Genomic DNA, 26641 nt, shown 5'->3' on the forward strand with positions numbered 1-26641 from the left:
GTAAAATGAAAGATAAACTGAAAAATATATTCAAAAAAGAAAATGACCCGTTATCTTCCGATGAGAAACTGAAGCTAATTGAATCCTCTTCCAAATTGGTCGGACCGGGTGTTTTTTATTCGACAATAATAGTAATTGCTTCATTTTTACCCGTATTCCTGCTTACGGGAATGGAGGGTAAATTGTTCAGTCCATTGGCTTGGACAAAATCTTTTATACTAATTGTGGATGCGTTTTTTGCGATTACACTTACTCCTGTGCTGATTAGTTTTTTACTCAAAGGCAAACTTCGTACAGAAAATAAAAATCCGATAAACAGAAAATTGGAAAGCATTTATACTCCAATTTTGACGCTTTGTTTAAAATGGAGAAAAACAGTTTTGGCAGTCAATATTGTGGCGCTGTTAATTGGTGTGTTAATGTTTACAAGACTTGGTTCTGAATTTATGCCTCCGCTCGACGAAGGTTCTGTTTTATTTATGCCTGTAACATTGCCCGATGTGTCCAATTCTGAAGTGAAACGAATTTTACAGGTTCAGGACCGATTGATAAAATCAATTCCCGAAGTGGCTCACGTTTTAGGAAAAGCAGGAAGAGCCAATACAGCAACGGACAACAGCCCCATAAGTATGATTGAAACAATTATTTTGCTGAAGCCCCACAACGAATGGAGAGAAGGCAAAACAAAAGCGGATATTATAAATGATATAAACAATAAACTGCAAATACCGGGAGTAACCAATGGTTTTACACAACCGATTATCAATCGTATCAATATGCTTTCGACAGGTATCAGAACCGATGTGGGAATAAAAATCTACGGGGAAAATTTAGACACCATTAATGCTTTATCACAAAAAATAAAAATGGCATTGGATGGAACTTCGGGAGTAAAAGACTTGTACGCTGAACCTATTACGGGCGGAAAATACATTGATATTGAACCCAAAAGAGAAGTTATTGGCAGATACGGACTAAGCATCGATGATATTAACAATGTAGTGGAAGCTTCAATTGGAGGTATGAAACTCACCACAACCATCGAGGGAAGACAGCGTTTTTCGGTAAACGCACGATATGCACAAGAATATCGAAGTAGTATTGAAGCCTTGAAAAAGCTACAAGTACAAACAATGGATTTTGGCCCAATTCCTTTGGAAACGGTTGCCGATGTAAAAATAAGCGATGGCCCGCCAATGATAAACAGCGAAAATGCAATGCTTCGTGGAAGTGTATTGTTTAATGTTCGTGACCGTGATTTAGGAAGTACCGTCAAAGAAGCACAGAAAAAACTGAATGAAATGATAACCAAAATGCCCAAAGGGTATTATGTGGAATGGAGCGGTCAATGGGAAAACCAAATCAGAGCCAACAAAACATTGGGTTTAATTCTGCCAATTGTTGTCGTGATTATTTTCCTCATTCTCTATTTCACTTATCATTCTATGAAAGAGGCTTTGATTACAATGATAACGGTTCCGTTTGCATTAATCGGGGGAGTTTTTATGGTGTATTTCTATGGGATTAATTTATCGGTGGCTGTAGCAGTCGGTTTTATTGCTTTGTTTGGTTTGGCTGTCGAAACAGCTATGCTAATCACTATATATTTGAATGAAGCGATGAACAAAATGGTCGAAAAACACGGTAACAGCAAAGAAACCCTAACAGAAGAAATAGTGAGAGAGTATATTATTGATGGTTCTGCCAAACGATTGCGCCCAAAACTGATGACAGTTTCTGTTTCATTATTTGGATTAATCCCCATTCTTTGGGCAACGGGAACAGGAGCAGATGTGATGCTCCCWATCACTGTTCCGCTCATAGGAGGAACAATTACTTCAACAATTTATGTATTATTAGTAACCCCGGTTGTTTTTGAAATGGTGAAACTTCACGAGTTAAGAACAAAAGGAAAAATTAGTCTCATAGATGCAAAACATTAAATTTTATATCGCCCTGAGTTGTTTGGTTTTAAGCTTTACAAATACTAAAGCCCAAACACTTACTTTGGATAATGTCTTGAGTACCATCAAGACAAATAATCCCCAATTGAAAATGTACGATGCCGATATTCAGAGTATGGATGCTTCGGCCAAAGGAGCCAGAAGTTGGATGCCACCGCAAGTGGAAACGGGTTTCTTTATGACTCCGTACAATTCCAATCTATGGAAAGCCGACGAAATGGGGCCAGGAATGGGGAGTTATATGTTGGGAGTAACTCAAATGATTCCGAATGCTTCTAAGCTAAATGCCAATGAAAATTTAATGAAAGCAATGTCATCAGTCGAAAGTGAAAATAAAAACTTCACGCTCAATCAATTAAATGCATTGGCCAAAACCTATTATTATGAATGGATTATCATTAAGAAAAAAATAAAAATTGCCCAAGACAATCTTTTGCTTTTAGATTATATGATTAAGAGTATGGAAATACGCTATCAATATAATATGGACAAATTGCCGTCCTATTACAAAGCAAAATCACAATATGCCACTTTGCAAAGTATGATTGTGATGTTGGAAAATGATGTATCACAGCGAAAATATATGCTCAACACATTAATGGCTCGTAATAAAAACGAGGATTTAGAAATTGATTTCAATTACGAGATTAAAGATTTCAATCTCTTCGAAACCGATTTGTCTCCCTACATCAACAACCGTAGTGATATCAAAGCCATTGATAAAACCAAAGAAATCAACAACCTAAAAATAGAGGTTGAAAAAGTGGCAACCAGACCTGAATTTGGTGTAAAATACGACCATATGTTCGCTTTTGGCAATCAGCCACAACAATTTTCATTGATGGGAATGGTCACTATTCCAATGCCTTATTCAACCAAAATGAATAAAGCCAATATGGAAAGCTATCGAATAAAAAACGAAAGTTTGGATTGGCAAAAACAGATGATTGCGAACGAAGCAAGCGGTATGATAAAAGGAATGAATGCTGAGTTTTTGAATCTGAAAAAGCAATACCAAATTACGCAGGACAATATTATTCCAGCTTTGAAACGAAATTATGATACCGCCATTTTAGCTTGGCAAAATAACACCGGAGATTTATTCGTAGCCTTGGATGCGTGGGAAGCGATGAATATGACTCAAATCGATGCTTTCGACAAATTAAAATCGATTTTAGCGACACAAGTAGAAATAGAAAAACAACTTGAAACCGAAAAATTATGAACAGATATTTAAAATTTGCAATACTATTTTTGGTCGTAGTTTTTATTGGAATTACAATCTATTTTTTTGCAACAAAATCAGGAAAACATTCTGAAATGGAACATCAAAATGAGGTTTACACTTGCTCGATGCACCCTGAAGTTATCAAAGACAAACCGGGCAGTTGTCCTATTTGCGGAATGACTTTAGTAAAAAAAGTAACCGAAGACCATTCTGAAAAAAATGACTCTATCAACGATCTTTTGAAACCTACTGATAGTTTTGTTGTGGGAAATTATCAAACCACAACGGTAAAAGACACAGTTATAAATAGCGAAATCAGTTTACCCGGAATAGTGAGTTACGATCCGAATTCATCTGTAAATATTTCAGCGAGAATAAGTGGTAGAATTGAAAAAATGTACGTCAACTATAAGTACCAAAAAGTGACCAAAGGACAAAAAATATTTGAAATATACAGCCCTGAATTATTGACCGAACAGCAAAATTTTATCTATTTGATTTCCAATGACAGTCAAAACACATCGATTATTAATTCCGCCAAGCAAAAATTATTACTTTATGGAATGTCCAATAATCAAGTTAACACATTGGCTTCCGCTAAAAAGGTGAATCCTGTAATCGTTATTTACAGTCCCGCTAACGGAATCATCACGGGAACCGAAAAGATGACTAGTTCTAGTGTTTCTCCTATGTCCAATACAAGTAGCAACACAGAAACTTTGGATGTCAAACAGGGGAACTATATTACAAAAGGGGAAGTTGTTTTCAAGTTAGCGAATACAGATAAAGTTTGGGGTATTTTCAATGTTTTGCAAGGTTACAATAGCCTTATTAAAATCAATCAGTCTATTGATATTTCTTCTGAATTGGATGAAAAGAATAATATTTACGCAAAAATAAATTTTATTGAAACACAATTGAATTCGACTGATAAAACCAATAGGATTCGGGTGTATTTGAATAATTCAACTCTAAAATTGCCCATTGGAACAAGATTACAAGGTATAGTGCAATTAAATTCTACAAAGGGATTATGGTTGCAAAAACAAACTTTGGTCAGTCTAGGTAACAAAAAAGTCGTTTTTCAAAAATTGGACAATGGTTTCAAAGCAACAGCAATACAAACGGGTATTGAAATTGATGATTTTGTTCAAATTATAGGAGGCGTTTCTGTGGGAGATACAATTGCCAAAAACGCACAATATCTAATTGACAGCGAAAGCTTCATTAAAACCGAATAAAGATGAAGACATTAAAAATAATCACTTTACTATCAATACTACTTATGGTAATGATAGCTTGCAATTCGAAAAACAAGGAAGATCATAGTGGACATAAAATGACTGATGAAACAACTTTCTACACTTGCTCGATGGATCCTCAGATAAAAGAAGACAAACCAGGCAAATGTCCCATTTGTCATATGCATTTAACTCCCGTAAAACTCGATAAAACTAACTCAAATGAAATAAGTTTAAGCAAACAGCAAATCCGATTGGGTAATATTAGTCTTCAGTCTATTACAACATCCCAAAGTAGTGTAAACCAAAATTACACGGGTACTTTAGCTATAAATCAGGATAAAATCAATTCCGTTTCATCAAGAGCGATGGGGCGAATTGAAAAATTATTTTTCAAAACAGTTGGAGATTATGTTGCCAAAAACCAAGCGGTATATCAATTATACAGTGAAGATATCGCCATAGCCAAACAGGATTATTTCACGGCATTCAAGCAACTGTCAATGCCAGGAGATTTTGGGAAAAACGCAAAAAACATGCTAGCCAGCGCGAAGCAAAAACTTCTTTTTTATGGTCTTACCAATGCCCAAATTGAAAACATTAAAACCAATAAAGATGTTTCACCAAATACCATATTTTACAGTTCTCATAGCGGAACAATTTCTGAAATTGTAGCTACAGAAGGAAGTTATGTAATGGAAGGTTCGGGAATAATAAAAATCGCTGATTTAAACAGCCTTTGGTTAGAAACACAAGTAAACGTAAATTATGCCAAAAACCTTAAAATAGGTCAAAAAGCCAATGTTACTTTTAGTGATTTCCCAGATAAAACAATAAATACCCAAGTTGCCTTTATCAATCCTGAAATAAATCCAGATACCCGATTGCTGTTAATTCGAATGGAAATTCCAAATCAGGGTTTACAGTTAAAACCAGGAATGCAGGCGGTTGTAAAATTGACACAATCAAATGCTAAAGGACTTTTTATCCCGATTGATGCAGTTATTCGAGAAGAAAACGCTTCCTATATTTGGGTTGAAAAAAGACCGGGAATATTTGAAAATGTTATGGTAGAAACAGGAACAGAAACCAATGGAATGATTGAAATCAAATCCGATTTGGATCCCTCAAAAAAAGTAGTGATTACAGGTGCTTATGCCATAAATAGTGAATACAAATTCCGGAAAGGAAGTGACCCAATGGAGGGAATGAAAATGTAAAAAATACTCATTGGGCATCGAAAATAATCAAGCTCTTTAAAAAAGAGTAAATGGTCTGGGAGAATTACATAAATCAAAAAAATAATAGTATAACAATTTACAAAACAGTAAACTATATATTTATATAACAGAAAGTAATCTGTAAATTAAAATCCGATAAAATGAAAAAAATAATCTTTTCAGCCATAGTAATGGCATTTGTATTGGTTTCCTGTAACCAAAAAGACAAAGAAGCTTCAACGGATCATTCTAATGTGATGAGCAATGATAGTACAATGATGAATAATGACAGTATAATTATAAACGACAAAAACAGTACAATGAAAAATCATGAAAAAATGTATGCATGCCCAATGCACCCGGAAGTGCAAGGAAAACTGAATGACAAATGTTCAAAATGTGGAATGAAATTAACAGAACTTGTTCCTGAGAAAAAAGAAGAAAACAAATAACACCTAATTTGGGGAAGAAACTATAATTAACCTTGTTATGAACTTAGCAGGGTTAGTTTATATTAATTAAACCTGTTTACTATGAAAATTTATATCAAAAATATGGTATGCGGCCGTTGTAAAATGGTAGTAAAGTCTGTATTTGAAAGTATGGGAATTAATCCTTTTTCAGTTGAGTTAGGGGAAGTTGAATTGAAAAGTGACATTAACGAAAATCAAAAAAGCGAATTGTTAAAAAAACTTCGTGCAATTGGCTTTGATTTAATTGACAATAAGAAAAGTAAAACAATCGATAAGATTAAAACATTGATTATTGATTTGGTTCAAAATAAAAACAATGATTTGAAAAGTAACTTATCCAGTTATATTTCACAAGAACTCCATCAAGACTATAACACCTTGAGTAATCTGTTTTCGGAAGTTGAAAATACTACTATTGAGAAGTATTTCATCAATCAGAAAATTGAGAAAGTAAAAGAATTGATTATTTATGATGAATTATCTTTAAGCCAAATTGCCTACTCTTTAAATTATAGTACTGTTTCGCATTTGAGTAATCAATTCAAAAAAGTAACTGGTTTTTCGCCAACTTACTTCAAGAACATAAAAACCATTAAAAGAAAGCAAATAGAAGATTTGTAAATCTTGCATATCATACCCAAAATTGTGCAAATGCAAAAAACAATTATGATAGAAATTTGTATTAAAATAATATAGAAGATGATACATACTTACAGCATTACCGGTATGACTTGCGATGGTTGTCGCTCTAAAGTCGAAAAAGCATTGAATACTATTGAAGGAGTTGAGGCAAAAGTTGCATTAAATCCACCCATCGCAACTATAACTATGGAAAAACATATTCCAACAACACAGTTACAAGAAGCATTGACAGCAGTTGGGAAATACACCATAGAAATGAATAATGGCAAGATCCTAGTACAGGCACCAGCTAATGAAACTACAGCAAAATCCTGCTGCTCTACGCATTCTCATGAGCATAAAAAAGAAACTGTTATACCAAGCAATGCTCAGGGAAAATACTACTGTCCAATGCATTGTGAAGGCGAAAAACTATATGACAAAGCAGGCGACTGTCCTGTATGTGGAATGGATTTAGTAAAAGCACCCGATTTAACAGTTAATAAAGCCTTATATACTTGTCCGATGCATCCTGAAGTAATTAGTGAAATACCAGGTTCGTGTCCTATTTGCGGAATGGATTTGGTACCGATGGAACCTAGTGATAGTGAAGACCAAAAAACTTATAAAAATTTAGTCAAGAAAATGAAAGTGGCAGTAATTTTTACCGTTCCTGTTTTTGCTATCGCAATGATAGAAATGATGCCAAACAACCCATTACTTAAAATAATGGATGCTACAAAATGGAATTGGGTACAATTTATTCTGACACTTCCTGTTGTTTTTTATGCGTGTTGGATGTTCTTTGTTCGTGCCTTCAAATCTATTATTACTTGGAATTTGAATATGTTTACCCTTATCGGTATAGGAACTGGAGTTGCTTTTTTATTTAGTTTGGTCGGCATGTTTTTCCCAGACATTTTTCCTAGTGAATTTAAAACAGAACATGGGGCAGTATTACTGTACTTCGAGGCTACAACAGTTATTCTGACTTTAGTTTTATTGGGGCAACTACTCGAAGCCAGAGCACACAGCCAAACCAGCGGAGCTATTAAAGCATTACTTAAATTGGCACCAACTGAGGCTACTTTAGTAGCAGATGGAGGTGACAAAGTAATTTCTATTAATGATATCAAAAAAGGTGATTTACTGAGAGTAAAACCCGGAGATAAAATTCCAGTTGACGGAAAAATTACCGATGGCGAAAGTAGTATTGATGAAGCGATGATTACAGGAGAACCAATACCCGTTGACAAAAAGAAAGACGATAATGTTATTGCCGGAACCATAAACGGTAACAAGTCCTTTGTAATGATTGCCGAAAAAGTAGGTTCAGAAACTTTGCTTTCCCAAATAGTGCAGATGGTAAATGATGCTAGTCGTTCAAGAGCACCAATTCAAAAATTAGCCGACAGTATCGCTAAATATTTTGTACCCGTAGTGGTGATTATCTCCGCAATAACATTTTTCGTTTGGGCAAAATTTGGCCCAGAACCAGCATTGGTTTATGGATTCATTAATGCAATTGCGGTATTAATTATTGCTTGTCCTTGTGCATTAGGATTAGCTACGCCAATGTCGGTAATGGTTGGCGTTGGTAAAGGTGCGCAATCTGGTGTACTTATAAAAAATGCTGAAGCTTTAGAAAACATGAATAAAGTTAATGTGTTAATTACTGACAAAACAGGAACAATAACCGAGGGAAAACCTTCTGTTGAGAAGATATTTTCTTCAAATAATGAAGAAAATAATTTGCTTAAAAACATAGCTTCATTAAACCAATACAGCGAACATCCATTAGCACAAGCTGTAGTCAATTATGCTAAATCAAAAACAGTTTCATTAATCGAGGTAAAAGATTTTGAAGCCATTGCAGGCAAAGGAGTTATTGGAACTGTTGACGCTAAAAAAGTAGCATTAGGAAATAAAAAACTAATGGAACAAGTCAAAGCAATCGTTTCAGATGATTTAGAAAATAAAATTATTGCTGAACAAAAATTAGGTAAAACGGTTTCATACATAGCTGTTGATGGTATTGCTGTTGGTTTTGTATCAATTTTCGATGCCATTAAAGAATCAAGTGCAGCAGCCATTAAAGAGTTAATGCGTCAGGGTGTTGAAGTAGTAATGCTTACTGGAGACAATGAAAACACAGCTAAAGCGGTTGCTGATGAATTGGGGTTGACGTCATATAAAGCAGGATGCTTACCCGAAGACAAACTCAAAGAAATTAAAAAATTGCAAGCAGAAGGCAAAATTGTGGCGATGGCAGGCGATGGTATAAATGATGCTCCAGCATTGGCACAAGCAAATATTGGAATTGCAATGGGAACAGGAACAGACGTAGCTATAGAAAGTGCTAAAATAACTCTAGTAAAAGGTGATTTGCTAGGTATCGTAAAAGCCAAGAATTTGAGCCACGCTGTAATGCGAAACATCAAACAAAACTTATTTTTTGCTTTCTTCTATAATGTTTTAGGAGTTCCAATTGCAGCGGGAGTTTTGTATCCATTTTTTGGAGTTTTATTATCGCCAATGATTGCAGCTTTAGCAATGAGTTTTAGCTCGGTTTCTGTAATTGTAAATGCTTTGCGATTAAGAAGTTTGAAATTATAAAAAGCATTAGAAATAATTTATAGCTGTATAAAAAATGAACAACCTTACTCAAATAATCCAACAATACAAAGTTGATACCGAAAGTGTTTACAACACTTGGTTTGTAGATAACGACCAACGATTAAAAGCATTTAGGACTATTCGGCGAGGTGTTTTACAAGTTATTGAGGATATTAAAAACAAATCGTTTCCAAACGATTTTAAAGGCAGTAGTTTAGAATTTGTATTAAGTTGTATAGCAGAACAAAAACAAGTCTTTGTTGGCGTAGCACATCCTTTTTATTGGAAACCAAAATTAAGAATTCCAGATATTTACGAAAACCAAAACAATAAAATTGCTTTTGGTCAATTTCTCGAAAACTGCATTAATGCCAAAACGGAAGAACAAGTAGTAAAAGAAATTGTAAAATTAGACGAACTCAAAGTAAAAGGGCTTGGACCAGCAGTCGCTAGTATTTTATATTTCTTGCATCCGACTTGGTTTCCACCATTCAATACAGCAATTCTTAACGGATTTAATTTTCTTTTCAAGGACAAAAAGAAACTAGGAAGTTGGACAGAATATTTAAAAATAAGAGAAACTTTAATCGAAACTAACAGTAAACATAAATCTGAATTATCAAATGATTTAGGAGCCATTGCGGGATTATGTTTTGAAATTGGAACACAAAAAATGCTTATTGGGAACGATGAATATTTAAGCGAAGAAGAACGCAATAAATTTGAAAAGAACATCTTAAAACGCCAAAAAGAAATCCAGGAAGAAAAGTTAGCAGAAAATCTTCATAACGAAATGCAATATCATTTATTAAAAATTGGAGTTTCATTGGGTTTTGATGTAACACCAGCGAGTAATGATAAGAGCAAATCGTTTGGTGGACAAAGTTTTTCATTTATATCAATAAATAAATTTCCAGAACTTCACACAGATAAAGACACACAAAATACCATAAAACTAATCGATGTTTTATGGTTTCAAAAAGGAAGTAACAAAATTATTGGAGCATTTGAAGTCGAAAAAAGCACCAGTATTTATTCTGGTATTTTACGCTTATCTGATTTGTATTTTAGTATTTCCAATGGAGAAGAAGTCTTTTATATTATTATTCCAGACAGTCGGGAGAAAGATGTGATCCAACAATTAAATCGGCCAGTTATAAAAAATTCAAAAATGAACATCAAATACATACTTTTTTCAGAATTAAGGGCGAATTGTGATGCGATTTGCAAGTTTGGAACTGACCATTCTATTATGGAAAAAATCGCAAAATCAATTTAAAAAATAACTATGACAAATAAAACACATTGGGAAAACGTGTACGATACGAAACTGCCTAACGAAGTAAGTTGGACTCAAGAAAAACCTGAAACTTCTTTACAATTAATTGCAAATTGTAAATTACCCAAAACAGCCAAAATTATAGATATTGGAGGAGGAGACAGTAACTTGGTAGATTATCTTTTAGAACAAGGTTTTGAGAATATTACAGTTTTGGATATTTCTGAAAAAGCTATTGAAAAAGCCAAATTCCGATTAGGTAAATTATCCGAAAAAGTGAAATGGATTGTTTCCGATATTACAGAATTTCAACCCAAAGAAACGTATGATATTTGGCATGACAGAGCAACCTTTCATTTTCTCACTGAAAAGGAACAAATTGAAAAGTATAAAACACTTGTTCAAAACTATGCAAGTAATTATTTAATAATGGCTACTTTCTCTAATAATGGACCATTAAAATGCAGTGGATTAGAAATTGAACAATATACCATTCGAGATTTAGTTGGTTTATTTTCGGATAAATTTAAAATTATTGACAGCTTTTATCAAGACCATCAAACACCATTCAATACAGTGCAAAATTTTGTGTTTTGTATTTTTAAAAGAATTTAAAAAATCAAATAATGAAATTAAAATTATCAATTATACTATTATTTCTTGTTTTGAGTGCATCAGCCCAAAAAATCGTTCGCTACGATTTATATGTTCGAGATACAATTGTAAACTTTACAGGCAAATCAAAAAGAGCCATTGCCGTAAACGGACAAATACCAATGCCTACTTTAACATTTACTGAAGGCGACATTGCAGAAATTTATGTGCATAATGAGTTAAATGAAGATACTTCTTTACATTGGCACGGCTTATTTTTACCCAACAAAGAAGATGGTGTACCGAATTTGACACAAATGCCAATAAAACCTCATACTACACATTTGTATAAATTTCCAATAATACAACACGGCACACATTGGTATCACAGTCACACAGGATTACAAGAACAAATCGGAATGTATGGAAATTTTGTAATGCTCAAAAAAACGACTGACCCAACTTTTAGAAATGGAATTGATGATTTACCAACCGTTCCAATTGTTTTGAGCGAATGGACGGATATTAAACCGGAAAACGTACACCGGATGTTGCATAACGCAAACGATTATCCAGCAATAAAAAAAGGAACAACCCAAAGTTACACAGAAGCTATAAAGCAAGGGTATTTTGGTGTAAAAGTAAAAAACGAGTGGAAGCGGATGAATGCAATGGATGTAAGCGATGTATTTTATGATAAAATCCTCATGAATGGTAAGCAAAGTACGGACGTTAAAAGTATTGATGGCAAACCTTTAAAAGGAGGTGATAAAGTTCGTTTGAGAATTTCCAACGGTGGGGCATCTTCCTATTTTTGGCTTACCTATGCAGGAGGTAAAATTACCGTTGTTGCAAACGATGGTAACGATGTCGAACCAGTAGAAGTCGATAGATTAATTGTTGGAGTTTCTGAAACTTACGATGTAGTTGTGACTATTCCTGCGGATAAAACGGCTTACGAATTTTTGGCTACTACCGAAGATAGATTATATTCAGCCTCTTATTTTATTGGCGATGGTATCAAACAACTTATTGAGCCTCTTCCTAAACTTAAATATTTTGAAGGGATGAAAATGATGAACGGAATGATGAAAATGAACGGAGACCTTGACGATATGGGAATGCAAATGAGTCTCAATCAAATGGATATGAACGTGGTGATGTACCCGGAAATTACAGGTGAACAAAAAAAGAAAGCCGAAAAAAAAATGGTGGATATGAAAATGACCGAAGCCGATTATAACAGTAATGCTCTTTCGGATATTACAACCTTAAATTATGCAATGCTGAAATCGCCAACTAAAACCACACTCCCAAAAGATGCTCCAGTAAAAGAGTTAAAATTTGAACTCACAGGAAATATGAACCGCTATGTTTGGAGTTTAGATAACAAAGTTGTCTCAGAAGCTGACAAAATTTTAATTAAAGAAGGTGAAAATGTCCGCATTACAATTTATAATAATTCGATGATGCGACACCCAATGCACTTACACGGGCACGATTTCAGATTATTGAATGGTCAAGGCGATTATGCACCATTAAAAAACATTGTGGACATTATGCCAATGGAAACCGATACCTTGGAATTTAATGCAAATGTAAAAGGTGATTGGTTTTTTCATTGTCATATCTTGTACCATATGATGAGCGGAATGGGCAGAGTTTTCAGTTATGAAAACCAAGCACCAAATCCCGAAATCCCAAACCCAAAACTTGCACAACGTAAATTGTTTGCAGACGACAGGAAATTTCATTTTATGGCAGAAAATGATTTTGCAACAAATGGTAACGATGGCGAAGCAATGTACCAAAGTACTCGTTGGAGCATTGGAACAGAATGGAGATTAGGATATAATGATATGCACGGTTACGAAACCGAAACCCATATTGGAAGATACATTGGCAAAATGCAATGGTTGATGCCGTTTGTTGGTTTTGATTGGCGTTACAGAGTAATGCCTGATGGTGAAGTTGAAAAAAATATGTTCGGACAAACAAATACAAAGGATAATCGGCATTTTTTAAGTGTTGGTGTAAATTATACTTTACCATTGTTAATTGTAGCACAAGCAGAAATATTTACGGGAGGTTATTTTAGAATACAATTTGAACGAAAAGATATTCCTATTTCAAAACGATTAAGAATGAATTTAATGTGGAATACGGATTATGAATATATGGCAGGTTTACGATATATTCTAGGAAAAAATATGGGACTGACAACACACTATGATAGCGACATGGGTTGGGGTATTGGAGTAAGTTTGAATTATTAATTCAATTAAGCATATAGAGCTTCTTAGTTTCTAGGATAATCAAATTGAAACTAGGATAACACGCCCAAATGGCGTCAAAATCTCGAAAATCTTATAATTTTCAGTTTTTTGTTTTGCGAATTGCTTGAATGGATATCTTTTTTTATTATCTCTTTTTAATCAGGTATTCTAAATCAGGATCATTTTTAATACGCTCCAATTCAGTTTCAATAATCTGAACAATATCCTGTTTTATCTGGCGGTAATTGGCCTCTATTTCCTGTTTCATATTGTCTTCTCCATTCTTCGTTACAAATGATAAAATCTCTGGTATCTTTTGATATGCTTTGGTTTCAGCAGCTACTTTTTCATTGTCGACAAGAATTTCAGCATGGAATATTTTCTGCTCGATGCGTTCATCAAAATTGTCCGACACAGCACCTACAAAAATACCTTGGGTCAATGTAGATATTTTAGATGCAGGAATGAGGCTGTCCAATTGAGTGGAAATTGATGTCGACGTATCATTACGGTTGATTGATAAACTTTGTCTTTTCTGTAATACTTTTCCAAAGCGTTCCGATAGATTTTTGGCAGTTTCGCCTACAACTTGACCACTGAAAATATTGCCCACAGTGTTCTGAATTACCTTGCTCTCTTTGTCTCCATAATCTCTAGTTAACTGTGAGTAATCCTGAAAACCCAAACATACTGACACCTTATTACTTCTGGCTGTTGCAATGAGATTATCTAGTCCTCTAAAGTAGATTGTAGGCAGCTCATCTATAATAACCGAACTCTTTAATTGTCCTTTTTTATTAATGAGTTTTACAATACGTGAATTGTACAATCCCAGCGCAGCAGAGTAAATATTTTGACGATCGGGATTGTTTCCTACACATAATATCTTCGGCTCTTTTGGATTGTTGATGTCTAATGAAAAATCATCTCCTGTCATAACCCAATACAATTGCGGTGAGATCATTCTTGACAAAGGAATTTTTGCCGACGCTATCTGTCCCTGCAACTGGTCTTGTGCGCCGCCTTGCCAGGCATCCATAAAGGGAGAAAGATAATTCTCAAGATCAGAATAGGAAGTCAGAATAGTAAATACGTCCGAATACTTTTTATTTAGTAATTCAATGGCGTGAGGAAACGTACAGTATTTGCCATTTTCATAAATCTTCAAAAACCAAATGATGGCAGCTAATAAGATGATTGGAGACTCTACAAAGAAATCTCCCTGTTTCTGTATCCAGCTTCTGTTAAGATTTAGCATTATCGTATAGGCAGATTCGTAAGCATCAGATATATCGGTCATAAAATCAGGATTTATGGGATTGCAACGATGACTTTTTCTAGGGTCATCAAAATTAATGATGTAGAATTTAGGTTTTACTTTGTATTTATCCGTGTGTATTAGCAAATGGTTATATGCAATTGTAGATAGGTCGTCGAATTTAAAATCATAGATATACATTGAAAAACCTTTTTCAATATGCTGTTTGATATAGTTATTTACAACAGCATAGGATTTGCCTGAGCCGGGTGTGCCTAATACAATGGTTGCCCTAAAAGGGTTTACAATATTAATCCATCCATTATGCTGTTTTTTATTGTACCAGAACTTAGTCGGCAGATTCACGGAATACTCGTTTTCCATTAGTTTGGTTTCCTGCATAAAACTTTCGTTCTCATTATTGAATACATCGTCCATTAGGTTGGTACGGAGCAGCCGGCTAATCCAAACTCCTGTTACCATCAGCGAGATATAGCCCAAACCTGTGGTAAGGATATAAAGAAATGTAGCGATGTTTAATGGCAGTTTTAATAAGGGTGTGTTCAGAAAAAACAGCACAAACCCAATTCCCAACGTCATATATATTTTAGACCATGTTATTTTTTCATTCTTGACACCTTTTGTTCCCAAACAACTCAAAGCCAGCAAGAGCAAAGCAAATATTTTGGTGTAAAGCGTATGGGAAAACAGGCTCACCGTTCGATCAAAGTTTCTCAATATTTTATTGACTACCTCCAGTGTCCAGCTCCTTTCTAAAAAGAATCCATAACAGAACCAGTAAAAGTGCATCAGTACAATCAGTATACTTACCGCTCTCATAAATGCCATAATCTTGGCTAAACCTCTTAAATCGTCTTCTCCTTGCATTTTTCAAATATTAAATGTTCGGGCGTTAATTTAAAGGATGTGCAGAGTGGCTATAAAAAAGTGGCAGACATTAGCGGTGCGTGACAGTGTTTGGCGTTAATTGGTTCCAATCAAGTTCAGATTTTATAACGATTTTTTTATTAAATTTAAACTCTTGATTTTTTTGACTTACTCATCAATTTGATAATCAATATTAAAGGAAATAATATGAATTGGAATAATCCTGATGCTGATCCTAGAGAAAGTGAAGAGGAATATGAAGCTCGGAAAAGAGAAGAAAGTGAGGCTGCTACAGGGCTAATGTTTATGGTCGTTGAGGGTTTTATTTTTGTCTTAAAAATAGCTGCTATTTTCGGTATGTTTTTTTATGCCGGATTTTTACTGTCTCAAAAGTTCTGGGGAGTGGAAACCGACAAATTTAAAATTTGGAGTTTCTCCTTATTATTTACCTACCTTATTTTCTGTATTATTTATTTCTTTAAAGGAACTATCATTGGCTTGCAGGCAAAGAACAGGAAATTATGGATATTACCGTGGGTAATCTGTGTGTTAATATGCTGTATTATTCCCGCATTTATAGTAAAATCATTCGTTGCTGGTATGTTCAATCTAACAGAACGACAAGGTTTATTGTGTATTGGACTGAGTTGGGGAGCATTTATACTTTTTTCATTATATGTTTATGGTATTTATCAGTTCAAGACACCAACTGTTCCGAAGATTTTGTACTGGAGCTATGCTTTGGGATTGAAAGTATCTTTATAATCATGAGTTCAAAATAAACAACAAAATCTACTGACCTCTTTTACGTTTTCTCTTCTTTTTCATCTTATTGGCAAAATCTTGTTCTTCGTAATCTTCACCCTGTGCTTCGGGAAGTAAGGCACTCAATGTTTCGATCAAACCATCTTCATGTTTTTCTGAAGTATTCAGGAAGTCGAACAAATGATGTGGTTGTTCTGCAGGAAGATCTGTGTCATTTGGTTTTGATATTTTAGATTGTAGTTCAACTGGCTTTTTAATGTCGGGTTTGATATTATGGTTCCAATAATCATTTAAGGTATTGGCAGAAAGTTCTTTGCCTAAACGTGAACCGTTCCAAATTGCTTTAGAATTATGGTCTATAAAAGTTATTCCGTAAATACGCCCTGTGTCATTTCTCCGTACCACTACGTTAATGCCCTGTTCACCTAATCTTTTTTTAAAAGCCTGCTCATCACTTGTTGATTGCAGGGCAATGGTAACAGTAGCTTTAATGGTTGGCTTTGTCGGGTGGTCTTTCAAAGCCTCTTTGCTTTTTGCAAAATGTAATTCCAAAGTCGGTAGCCCTGCATTCTTTCCGAATAAGGAAGCCTTGAACGGATGTCCAGCTCTTTCTCCTTTTTCATTTAAAGGAATGTACAATAAGCCTTGGCGAATTTTTCCCTGCAATTCTCCCTCTACTTTTTCAGTGGTAATATTGAACAGGGAAAGTAATGCATTGTATTCTCCCAACGTCTGGAACTTATAATACTTAGGTAGGTGACGGACAACCGAAGCAATCTGGCTTTTTATATCTCCTATTTGGTAATTCACAGGATGGAAAATATTATCATTTTGCTTGTGCTCTTTCTCTGTAGCTGATAGAAGTCCGTATTTACTTTCGAGTTCACGACATACATTCATAGATCGTCTTTTTTCGAACTTATCCGAAATCTTTTTGCCTTCTTCATCCACACAAACTGATACAATATGAATATGGGTGCGATCAATATCCGTATGCTTGAATACTACAAAAGGTTGTTCCCTATAACCCAGTTCCTGCATATACTCCTGAGCTATTAGTTTGAACTTTTCATCACTTACATTATCCTTTGGGTCAGGATTAAGAGAAATATGCAAAGTTTGCTTTTCGGTATTACGGTTGGCAATCAGATAAGGTTCAAAAGAGCGAACCAACTGAGCAACGGAATACTGTCCATTAGGTGTTTCTATTATTCTATTAGTAAATAGAATTTGCCCGTTATCTTTTTCCACTTTGAGTTGATTGTATGCCAATGCACCATATAAATTGCTTCCTCTTCCGATTTTTGCTATCATTTCAGTACTATTTTTTCAAATGTTTGGCTTCAAATTCTTCTGTGAGCTGGATTATTTTTTGACATAACACTGCCATTTCAGCCGTTTGCTTTTCCAATTTGTAGAGATAAGCTGCCGCTTTTTTCTCTGAAAAATTGCGATAAAGTAGTTTTACAATTTGATTGTAATTCACGCCAATAGAGCGGAACTGGTTGTGAAAAGAGGTTAGCCTCATATAAAAATCCAACACAGCTTTGTCTATTTTAACCGTTTTAATTTCCCTTCCAAACAATACGAAAATGATAAATTTTGCTTTATTGGTCATTCCCGATGCTTCAAAAAGAGATAATAATTTGATATTTTCTTCGTCCGTAAGACGAAAAACGTGGCGGTGAATACTCGGATCGTTCTTCGGAGTTCGTCCGCCTTTATTCTGTTTTTTATTACTGTTTTCGTTCATCACTAATCCATTTTTAACTTCAACAAAAATCCTGACTTCGGAAGGGTTTTCAGCTCCCGGCAGGGCAAGTTGTTTTGAGGCACGAACGGAGTTTGGAGTGCCTCAAAACACAACTTGCCGTGTTCTGGCGAACACAAAAATCCGCCCTGCGGGACGGATTAAATAAAGCAGGGAAAAACGGCTTCGGGTCGTTCACTTTATAATCTGATCTATCGAAGTGCTCTTGCATAAATCCATTAATAAAAATCATTTTACAAAGTAAACTTCTCTTAAGTAGAGTGTTGCACAGTGTCGTAGTGCCAAACAGTGTCAATGAGCGCCAATTCGTACCACTTTAAAATAAGGACGTATATATCTACATTTCTTTGTGCCTGCAAGCGGATCTAAACAGATAATTATGTTGGTACGTAGTTTCTCAATTATGTATTTAGTCGCTTATGTATATACAAGCGTAAGGGTGTGGATAGATGCAGATGAGGATATAAAATTACATAGTTGCATAAGTGCAGATTTACAGATCTGAGTTTGTACACAAATAGGTCTGATAATGCAAATTTATTTGTATACCTACCTAAAGACAGATGTACATATGTCAGTATTCAAGTAGTGTAATACGTGCTTAAGTGGCTATATAACTATCTACAAAATTACATATGTATGGGCGATAGTTGATAAGTATCTATCTATGTAGAGATATAAGTGAATAATTAAATAGAGTTAAAAATGAAAACAGAACACAAAACAGTATTCATTGCTTTTTCGTCCCAAAAGGGAGGAGTTGGCAAAACCACCTTTACGGCACTTGCGGCCAGTACACTACATTATCGTCTTGGCTACAATGTAGCCGTATTCGATGCTGATTTTCCACAACATAGTTTAATGAAAATGAAGACTCGTGATTTGGCTATGGTGATGGAAAATGAGTTTTTAAAACGGATGGCATTCAAACAATTTACGACTATTAACAAAAAAGCTTATCCGATCATTCAGCATAAAGCTGAAGGTGTATTGGAGGCTGCGCATGATTTTTTAGAATCCACTTCCGTTCCGGTTGATTTTATCTTTTTTGACCTTCCGGGAACAGTAAACACTCCTGGTATTTTGAAAGCTCTGGCGGGGATGCACCATATTTTCACGCCTATTGTAGCAGATCGTGTAGTTATGGAAAGTACACTCATTTTTACCCAGCTAATGAAGGATGTTATTATGAAAAAAGGAGAAACCTCCATTAAAACCATTAATCTGTTTTGGAATCAGGTAGATGGTCGTGAACGCTCACCCTTGTACGATGTTTATAATAAACTTATTGATGAGTTGGGCTTAAGTCTAATGCAATGTCAGATTATGAACAGTACACGTTTCCGCAAGGAGAGCGAAGCGGGTGCAAAGACTGTTTTTCGGTCAACTTTAATGCCTCCCGATGAACGATTGATGAATGCTTGCCGCTTAGACCAGTTTATGACGGAATTTTTAAGAATCGTTCAATTGTAATAGCATGGAAAAAGACAATAAGAAAAAAGCAATTCCCGAAATCAACGAAGAGTTAATGATGAATTTGATGGTAGATGGAATAAAGAAGGAGGGATTACAACTTCCGCAGGAAGAACCAGAAACTCCGATAAAACCATTGCAGGAAAAGTCTTTAGCGAAGGAACGGAACAAAGGCAAAAAAGTAAATGATCGGGATTACGAAAGTATATTTTTCAAAAGGCCTGACACCAATGCCCGGGATGGCAAAACGGTATATATTCGACCGGATTTTCATGAGAAACTGTCCCGAATCGTACAGGTAATAGGCGAAGATAAGATAACTATTTATGCCTACTTAGATAATCTTCTCGAATATCATTTTCAGGAGTTTGGTGAGCAGATTATCACAAGTTTCAACAATAAATACAAACCTATTTTATAATTATGGAAACAGTAATCGTAATATGCCTGCTCATTATTATTGCGCTCTTGATGCAGGATAAGATAATTATCAAGAAAAGGACGGAGCAAAAACCAACTCAGGAAAAACCTAATCCGAACCTACCTGATATTATGGGACAGCCCAAACCAATGAGAAGCCTTTCAGTGCCAAAACGTGCCACTGAAAGCCAAAGTAAAAAGCGGAAACATGAAATGAATAATTTTGATATTGAAATCGACGAGGTAGATGTCGATATACAAATTCCGCAGGAAGAACTGGATGAAGTTTTTGGAAATATGCCTGATTTTGAGGAAGAGGAAGAAGAATGGAACAGATATGGAATATCTGGTAGGAATGACGGTTTTGCCCAAGGGGTTACCTTTGAAGAACTAAGCTCTGCGGGGATGTTGCTGCAAAAAAACAAATTGGAGCCATCTCAAAAGGAAACAGTGGTTGCTATAGTTCAGAAAATACAAGGAACTGAATTATTCAGCCTATTGGAAAATTCCATAGAAAGTGCGTCCCGTAAAATAGCGGAGCTGTTGGACGGGAGCCTTTCTTCTGAAACTAATTCTAGTTCTTCCACTTTGCGGAAAAATGATTTGAGTGATTTTGACATTGGGGAGTTTGTCTAAAAAGACGACTTCCCTTTGTTCTTTAAAAACAGAATATTATGGAACGAGAATTACCGACAGTGAACATCGAAGGAACTGATTTTTTTGTAGATGTTATAAAAAATGAGCTGAAGGAAAAAGGCAACCCTCAAAACAGGATGAGCATTAAAAATATGCTGTATGTTGGTGACGGTTACCGTTTTCAGTATGATATGACAATCAATAATTTTCTTCCTTTTGGAGCATCAATGGCTCTGGGCAATAACAACCATTCAAAGGAAATAAAAATCCCCAATCTTGTAGAGCTCGATCCTATAGGTATGGCAAAAAAGTACAACCGAACAATAGAAGAAATTTCGGGAAAGACAGATTTTGAATTGACGATAAAACCGGGAAGTCCGATTGATTTGCGATGGAACAAAAAAATATTGCCAACATTGGATATTGCTGGACACACCTTTTATGTTGATTTAGTGATGGACAAGCTTCGACCAAAAGATGACTTTAAGTCCAAAGGAATAGATTTATCTGAAATAAGGGAGTATTATGATCGTTATTACCAGGCATATATTATTCCTTATAATCCAAAAACGCGTGAATTTCAGGAAGTGGGTATTCGAACCATTACCGAACTGCCCAAGGAAATCATAGTGATAAAATTTCCGCATCTTAGTGAATTGGATAATGTTGGCTGGAACATAAAATATGGTTTTGGGCCCGGACACCTTATAAAAGAAGATACTCTTCAATTACACTTTAAAGCGAGAACACTACCATGGAAGGAAACCAATATTCCAGAAAATATTAAGCTAAACCTTGAAGAACAAAAATTGGAACAAAAAGAGAAAATAGAAGCCAAGAAATTGTCAGATATATTCCCTGAACAAAAAAAGGGTAGAAAAATGTAAAACATTCATTTTATGGATAAAAAAAAGAAGCGTCAGAGCCAAAAGTTCTGGCGTTTTTTTATGCACAAACATTAATCATAATGCCACTCACTACCAAGTAATTCCACAAACTGCCGCTTTGTTATAGCTCTTCGTTTTCCATGAGATATTTGTCTGGATAATCTGCATGGAGCAGGCTAAACATAACAATTTAAAATGTTAAAATCATGGAAAAACAAAGAAAAAAAATCCTGCTGGCAACAATGGTAATGCTGACAGGCTTCAGTGTGTTGGCACAGGGAGACGGTTCAGCTGGTATCACCGAAGCCACACAAATGGTTACGTCCTATTTCGATCCTGCCACACAACTCATCTACGCTATTGGAGCCGTGGTAGGTCTCATTGGAGGGGTTAAAGTGTACGGTAAGTTCAGTAGCGGAGATCCCGATACAAGCAAGACAGCAGCAAGTTGGTTTGGTGCGTGTATCTTCTTAATCGTAGCCGCTACCATTTTACGTTCATTCTTCCTTTAATCCCACGGGCTTATGAATTACAATATCAATAAAGGCATCGGAAGAACAGTAGAATTTAAGGGGTTGAAAGCACAATACTTGTTCATTTTCGCAGGCGGACTGCTTGGTACACTGATTCTTGTAATGATTATGTATATGGCTGGCGTAAACTCTTATATCTGCCTGTTGCTTGGAGCAGGCGGTGCTTCGCTGATTGTATGGCAGACCTTTTCATTGAACAAAAAGTATGGGGAACACGGCCTGATGAAAATTGGGGCAAGAAAAAGACACCCACGATACATCATCTGTCGCAAGCCGTTACACCGCTATTTAAAGTTCACTTCTAAATCGAATGCCTTATGAGAAATGTAGCCAAGACCACAACACTGGAAAATAAGTTTCCCTTACTTGCGGTAGAAAACAATTGTATTCTATCAAAGGATGCAGACATTACCGCTTGTTTTGAAGTGCGTTTGCCGGAACTGTTCACGGTGGCTTCTGCTGAATATGAAGCTATTCATTCCGCTTGGCACAAAGCCATCAAGACTTTGCCCGATTATACAGTTGTCCATAAACAGGACTGGTACATCAAGGAAAACTATGCGCCAGACATTGCGAGCGATGATTTGAGCTTTTTAGGTAAATCTTATCAGCAGCATTTTAACGAACGCCCTTTTCTGAACCATTATTGTTACCTATTCCTGACCAAGACCACTAAGGAAAGAATGCGAATGCAGAGCAATTTTTCATCGCTTTGCAAAGGTGCTCTTATACCAAAAGAAATCAGGGACAAGGAAGTGATCCATCGTTTCATGGAAGCCGTTGGACAATTTGAACGTATTGCAAATGACAGCGGATTTATGGGGCTACGACGTTTAACGGAAGAAGACATCATTGGTACGGATGAAAAACAGGGACTACTGGAACAGTATCTAACACTGTCAAGGGAGGCCGGAACACCAATGCAGGACATTGCACTCGGACCAGAAGAAGTCCGTGTCGGCAACAAAAGATTGTGTCTGCACACCTTATCCGATACGGACGACCTGCCTTCGGCAGTATCAGCAGATACTCGTTACGAAAAACTATCTACCGACCGGAGCGACTGCCGTTTGTCGTTTGCTGCTCCAGTGGGCTTGTTGCTAAACTGCAATCACATCTACAACCAATATCTGTTTTTGGATAACAGCGAAGACAACCTGCAAAAGTTTGAGAAGTCTGCAAGGAATATGCATTCACTGGCTCGTTACAGCCGTGCCAATCAAATCAATAAAGAATGGATAGAGCGATACTTGAACGAAGCACACAGTTTTGGGCTATCCTCCATCAGGGCACACTTCAACATCATGGCTTGGTCGGATGACCCGAGTGAATTTAAACAGTTAAAGAACGACTGCGGTAGTGCTTTGGCTCTGATGGAATGCAAGCCCCGTCATAATACCACCGATGTAGCTACGCTCTACTGGGCAGGAATGCCGGGAAATGCTGGCGATTTTCCAAGTGAAGAAAGCTTTTATACGTTCATTGAGCCTGCTTTATGCTTATTCACTGAAGAAACCAACTATCACAATTCACCATCGCCATTTGGGATCAAGATGGCAGACCGTCTGACCGGAAAACCCATCCATTTAGATATTTCCGATTTGCCAATGAAGCGTGGCATTATCACAAACCGGAACAAGTTTATATTGGGGCCATCAGGAAGTGGTAAATCTTTCTTTACCAATCACATGGTTAGGCAATACTATGAGCAAGGAGCACATGTCCTGCTTGTTGATACCGGTAACTCGTATCAAGGGTTGTGCGAACTTATAAAAGGAAAAACCAAAGGCGAAGACGGGGTTTACTTCACTTACACAGAAGACAATCCCATTGCCTTCAATCCTTTCTATACAGATGATGGCGTGTTCGACATAGAGAAAAGGGAGAGCATCAAAACATTAATCGTGACCTTGTGGAAACGTGATGACGAACCGCCGACCCGCTCCGAAGAAGTAGCATTATCCAATGCAGTAAGCGGTTATATCGAACGCATCAAGCAGGATGATACCTATCCTTCATTTAATGGCTTCTACGAATATGTGCAGGGGGATTACCATAAGGTATTGGAAGAAAAACAGGTGAGGGAAAAAGACTTTGACATTGCCAATTTTCTCAATGTACTGGAACCGTATTACAAAGGAGGCGAATACGATTACCTGCTAAATTCCGATAAGCAGTTAGATCTTCTTTCCAAACGCTTCATTGTGTTTGAAATTGATGCAATCAAAGACCATAAAATCCTCTTCCCAATCGTGACGATCATCATCATGGAGGTGTTCATCAACAAGATGAGAAGATTGAAAGGTATCCGTAAACTCATTTTGATTGAAGAGGCTTGGAAAGCGATTGCCAAGGAAGGCATGGCTGAATATATAAAGTACCTATTCAAAACGGTTAGGAAGTTTTTCGGCGAGGCTATAGTAGTAACACAGGAAGTCGATGACATTATCCAATCACCCATTGTCAAAGAAAGTATTATCAATAATTCTGATTGCAAAATCCTGCTCGACCAGCGCAAATACATGAATAAGTTTGATGACATACAGGCCATGCTTGGACTTACGGACAAGGAGAAGGGGCAGGTACTTTCCATCAACATGAACAATGACCCATCACGGCTTTACAAGGAAGTATGGATTGGTTTGGGTGGAACCCATTCGGCAGTATATGCCACAGAAGTGTCCGTAGAAGAATATCTCGCCTATACCACCGAAGAAACTGAAAAAATGGAAGTGATGAAGCTTGCTGGTGAACTGGATGGAAATGTAGAGCAGGCCATCAAGAGGATAGCCCTGCAAAGAAGAGAAAAGTAAAACAATTATTAATCATTTAAAAATAAAAGAGAAATGAAAAAAATACTATTCATGGTGTTGACAGCTCTAATGCTGGCTATAGCACCGTCCGCAAAAGCCCAATGGGTGGTTACAGACCCCACAAACCTGGCTTCAGGCATTCTTAACAGTGCCAATGAAATTGTACAGACTTCATCCACGGTATCCAATGTTATCAAAAATTTCAAGGAAGTGGAAAAGGTATATAATCAAGGCAAGGAATATTATGACAAGCTGCAAGCCGTCAACAATCTTGTGAAAGATGCCCGTAAGGTACAACAGACCGTACTATTGGTTGGAGATGTTTCCGAAATGTATGTTCAGAATTTTGGCAAAATGATGAATGATCCCAATTTTTCTGCCCAGGAATTGATGGCTATCGCCAATGGTTATGCGGTACTACTTAACGAAAGTACCGAACTGCTGAAAGAACTCAAACAGATCGTAAGTTCTTCCAGTTTGTCATTGAATGATAAAGAGCGTATGGATATTATTGACCGTGTGTATAAAGAAATTAAGGAATACCACAGCCTTGTACGCTATTACACCAACAAAAATATCTCGGTAAGCTTTCTAAGGGCAAAAAAACAGAATAATAGTAAGAGAGTGCTCGAACTCTATGGAACTGCTAACCAAAAATACTGGTAGGTTATGGAATTTAATAATCTTCACGAAGTCCTGCGTTCCTTGTATGATGAGATGCTGCCACTGTCCGCCGATATGGCGGCAGTGGCGAAAGGAGTGGCTGGTTTGGGGGCCTTATTCTATGTAGCTATTAAGGTGTGGCAGGCACTAAGTCGGGCAGAGCCGATTGATGTGTATCCTTTACTGCGTCCTTTTGCTTTAGGTCTTTGCATCATGTTTTTCCCAACCATGGTACTTGGAACAATCAATGCAATCCTTAGTCCGATAGTACAAGGGACGCATGCCATCCTCGAAAATCAGGTGCTTGACCTGAACGACCTACAGACAAAAAAGGATCTGTTGGAACGGGAAGCCATGCTTCGAAATCCTGAAAATGCTTATTTGGTATCGAACGAAGAGTTCGATAAAAAGCTGGAAGAACTGGGTTGGTCACCATCTGATCTGGTCACGATGTCGGGGATGTATATGGAAAAAGAGATGTACAGGATTGAGCAGTCTGTAAAAAACTGGTTCAGGGAATTGCTGGAAATCCTATTTCAGGCAGCTGCTCTGGTGATTGACACCATACGTACTTTCTTTTTGATTGTATTGTCCATACTCGGTCCAATTGCCTTTGCGATATCGGTCTGGGATGGTTTTCAATCGACACTTACGCAATGGCTTACGCGATATGTCAGTGTGTATTTATGGTTACCTGTAGCCGACCTCTTCAGCTCTATGCTTGCCAAGATACAATCCCTGATTATAGAAAGGGATATCGAAATGCTTGCTGATCCGACTTTCATTCCCGATACCTCAAATACCGTGTATGTGATTTTTATGATCATCGGTATTGTGGGATATTTTACCATTCCGACCGTGACAGGCTGGATTATTCAGGCTGGTGGCGCAGGAAATTTTACCCGTAATATGAACCAAGCCGCAATGAAAGCAGGAAATATTGCTGGAGCGGGGGCAGGTTCGGCAGCAGGAAATATCGGCGGACAGTTACTCAAATAATGTAAAACTATTAATCAGTAAAA

The 26641-nt window shown here is 36.5% G+C and carries 23 protein-coding genes; 20 read left to right on the forward strand and 3 right to left on the reverse strand.

Annotation, left to right across the window (positions count from 1 at the left end; translation table 11 throughout):
• The first annotated feature begins 5 nt into the window (after positions 1-5).
• The 10 genes from AC1DVP_RS05780 (at position 6) to AC1DVP_RS05825 (ending at position 13512) form a co-directional block, all read left to right on the forward strand.
• Positions 6-1943: an efflux RND transporter permease subunit gene (locus AC1DVP_RS05780; RefSeq protein ID WP_024981693.1), complete on the forward strand. Its 1938-nt coding sequence runs from the start codon at positions 6-8 to the stop codon at positions 1941-1943.
• On the forward strand, positions 1930-3189 hold the full coding sequence (locus tag AC1DVP_RS05785; RefSeq protein ID WP_100844400.1) for a TolC family protein: 1260 nt from the start codon (positions 1930-1932) through the stop codon (positions 3187-3189). The genes AC1DVP_RS05780 and AC1DVP_RS05785 overlap by 14 nt, the downstream gene beginning before the upstream one ends.
• Positions 3186-4433, forward strand: a complete 1248-nt coding sequence (locus tag AC1DVP_RS05790; RefSeq protein WP_100844401.1) for a heavy metal-binding domain-containing protein — start codon at positions 3186-3188, stop codon at positions 4431-4433. Before AC1DVP_RS05785 ends, AC1DVP_RS05790 begins: the two co-directional genes overlap by 4 nt.
• A gap of 2 nt (positions 4434-4435) precedes the next feature.
• A complete protein-coding gene (locus tag AC1DVP_RS05795) occupies positions 4436-5653 on the forward strand; it encodes an efflux RND transporter periplasmic adaptor subunit (protein WP_100844402.1) in 1218 nt (405 codons plus the stop codon).
• A 161-nt stretch (positions 5654-5814) separates the two neighbouring features.
• Positions 5815-6105 carry a heavy metal-binding domain-containing protein gene (locus AC1DVP_RS05800; protein WP_100844403.1) on the forward strand — a complete coding sequence of 97 codons (291 nt, stop codon included), beginning with the start codon at positions 5815-5817 and terminating at the stop codon, positions 6103-6105.
• 81 nt (positions 6106-6186) lie between these two features.
• Positions 6187-6747: a helix-turn-helix domain-containing protein gene (locus tag AC1DVP_RS05805; RefSeq protein WP_100844404.1), complete on the forward strand. Its 561-nt coding sequence runs from the start codon at positions 6187-6189 to the stop codon at positions 6745-6747.
• Positions 6748-6825: 78 nt separating this feature from the next.
• On the forward strand, positions 6826-9363 hold the full coding sequence (locus tag AC1DVP_RS05810) for a heavy metal translocating P-type ATPase (protein WP_100844405.1): 2538 nt from the start codon (positions 6826-6828) through the stop codon (positions 9361-9363).
• Positions 9364-9397: 34 nt separating this feature from the next.
• Positions 9398-10642 carry a hypothetical protein gene (locus AC1DVP_RS05815; RefSeq protein WP_100844406.1) on the forward strand — a complete coding sequence of 415 codons (1245 nt, stop codon included), beginning with the start codon at positions 9398-9400 and terminating at the stop codon, positions 10640-10642.
• Between the two features lie 9 nt (positions 10643-10651).
• Positions 10652-11257, forward strand: a complete 606-nt coding sequence (locus tag AC1DVP_RS05820; protein ID WP_100844407.1) for a class I SAM-dependent methyltransferase — start codon at positions 10652-10654, stop codon at positions 11255-11257.
• 11 nt (positions 11258-11268) lie between these two features.
• On the forward strand, positions 11269-13512 hold the full coding sequence (locus tag AC1DVP_RS05825) for a multicopper oxidase domain-containing protein (protein WP_100844408.1): 2244 nt from the start codon (positions 11269-11271) through the stop codon (positions 13510-13512).
• Between the two features lie 145 nt (positions 13513-13657).
• Here the strand turns inward: AC1DVP_RS05825 and mobC are convergent, their stop codons facing one another.
• Positions 13658-15658 (reverse strand): conjugal transfer protein MobC, encoded by a 2001-nt coding sequence (gene mobC / locus AC1DVP_RS05830; protein WP_100844409.1) that lies wholly within the window; start codon positions 15656-15658, stop codon positions 13658-13660.
• Positions 15659-15865: 207 nt separating this feature from the next.
• On the opposite strand from mobC, the gene AC1DVP_RS05835 reads away from it, so the two are divergent.
• A complete protein-coding gene (locus AC1DVP_RS05835; protein ID WP_100844410.1) occupies positions 15866-16423 on the forward strand; it encodes a hypothetical protein in 558 nt (185 codons plus the stop codon).
• Between the two features lie 27 nt (positions 16424-16450).
• Here the strand turns inward: AC1DVP_RS05835 and mobB are convergent, their stop codons facing one another.
• On the reverse strand, positions 16451-17737 hold the full coding sequence (gene mobB / locus AC1DVP_RS05840) for a conjugal transfer protein MobB (RefSeq protein ID WP_100844411.1): 1287 nt from the start codon (positions 17735-17737) through the stop codon (positions 16451-16453).
• 7 nt (positions 17738-17744) lie between these two features.
• Entirely contained in the window at positions 17745-18176 is a 432-nt protein-coding gene (gene mobA, locus AC1DVP_RS05845; protein ID WP_100844412.1) for a conjugal transfer protein MobA, read from the reverse strand.
• Positions 18177-18899: 723 nt separating this feature from the next.
• Between mobA and AC1DVP_RS05850 the strand changes: the two genes are divergently transcribed.
• The 9 genes from AC1DVP_RS05850 (at position 18900) to traJ (ending at position 26618) form a co-directional block, all read left to right on the forward strand.
• Positions 18900-19667: a ParA family protein gene (locus tag AC1DVP_RS05850; RefSeq protein ID WP_024981706.1), complete on the forward strand. Its 768-nt coding sequence runs from the start codon at positions 18900-18902 to the stop codon at positions 19665-19667.
• Between the two features lie 4 nt (positions 19668-19671).
• Positions 19672-20088: a DUF3408 domain-containing protein gene (locus AC1DVP_RS05855; RefSeq protein ID WP_100844413.1), complete on the forward strand. Its 417-nt coding sequence runs from the start codon at positions 19672-19674 to the stop codon at positions 20086-20088.
• A 2-nt stretch (positions 20089-20090) separates the two neighbouring features.
• Entirely contained in the window at positions 20091-20723 is a 633-nt protein-coding gene (locus AC1DVP_RS05860) for a conjugal transfer protein TraD (protein ID WP_100844414.1), read from the forward strand.
• 38 nt (positions 20724-20761) lie between these two features.
• Positions 20762-21610, forward strand: a complete 849-nt coding sequence (locus tag AC1DVP_RS05865; RefSeq protein WP_100844415.1) for a hypothetical protein — start codon at positions 20762-20764, stop codon at positions 21608-21610.
• A gap of 206 nt (positions 21611-21816) precedes the next feature.
• Complete coding sequence (locus tag AC1DVP_RS05870) at positions 21817-22122, forward strand: DUF4134 domain-containing protein (RefSeq protein ID WP_100844416.1); 306 nt, start codon at positions 21817-21819, stop codon at positions 22120-22122.
• Positions 22123-22134: 12 nt separating this feature from the next.
• Complete coding sequence (locus AC1DVP_RS05875; protein ID WP_100844417.1) at positions 22135-22464, forward strand: DUF4133 domain-containing protein; 330 nt, start codon at positions 22135-22137, stop codon at positions 22462-22464.
• A complete protein-coding gene (locus AC1DVP_RS05880) occupies positions 22461-24956 on the forward strand; it encodes a TraG family conjugative transposon ATPase (protein WP_100844418.1) in 2496 nt (831 codons plus the stop codon). Before AC1DVP_RS05875 ends, AC1DVP_RS05880 begins: the two co-directional genes overlap by 4 nt.
• A 33-nt stretch (positions 24957-24989) precedes the next feature.
• Entirely contained in the window at positions 24990-25622 is a 633-nt protein-coding gene (locus AC1DVP_RS05885) for a DUF4141 domain-containing protein (RefSeq protein ID WP_477182571.1), read from the forward strand.
• A gap of 3 nt (positions 25623-25625) precedes the next feature.
• Positions 25626-26618, forward strand: a complete 993-nt coding sequence (gene traJ, locus AC1DVP_RS05890) for a conjugative transposon protein TraJ (RefSeq protein ID WP_477182572.1) — start codon at positions 25626-25628, stop codon at positions 26616-26618.
• The last annotated feature ends 23 nt before the right edge of the window (positions 26619-26641 follow it).

The organism is Flavobacterium sp. P3_A6, from assembly GCF_056403035.1.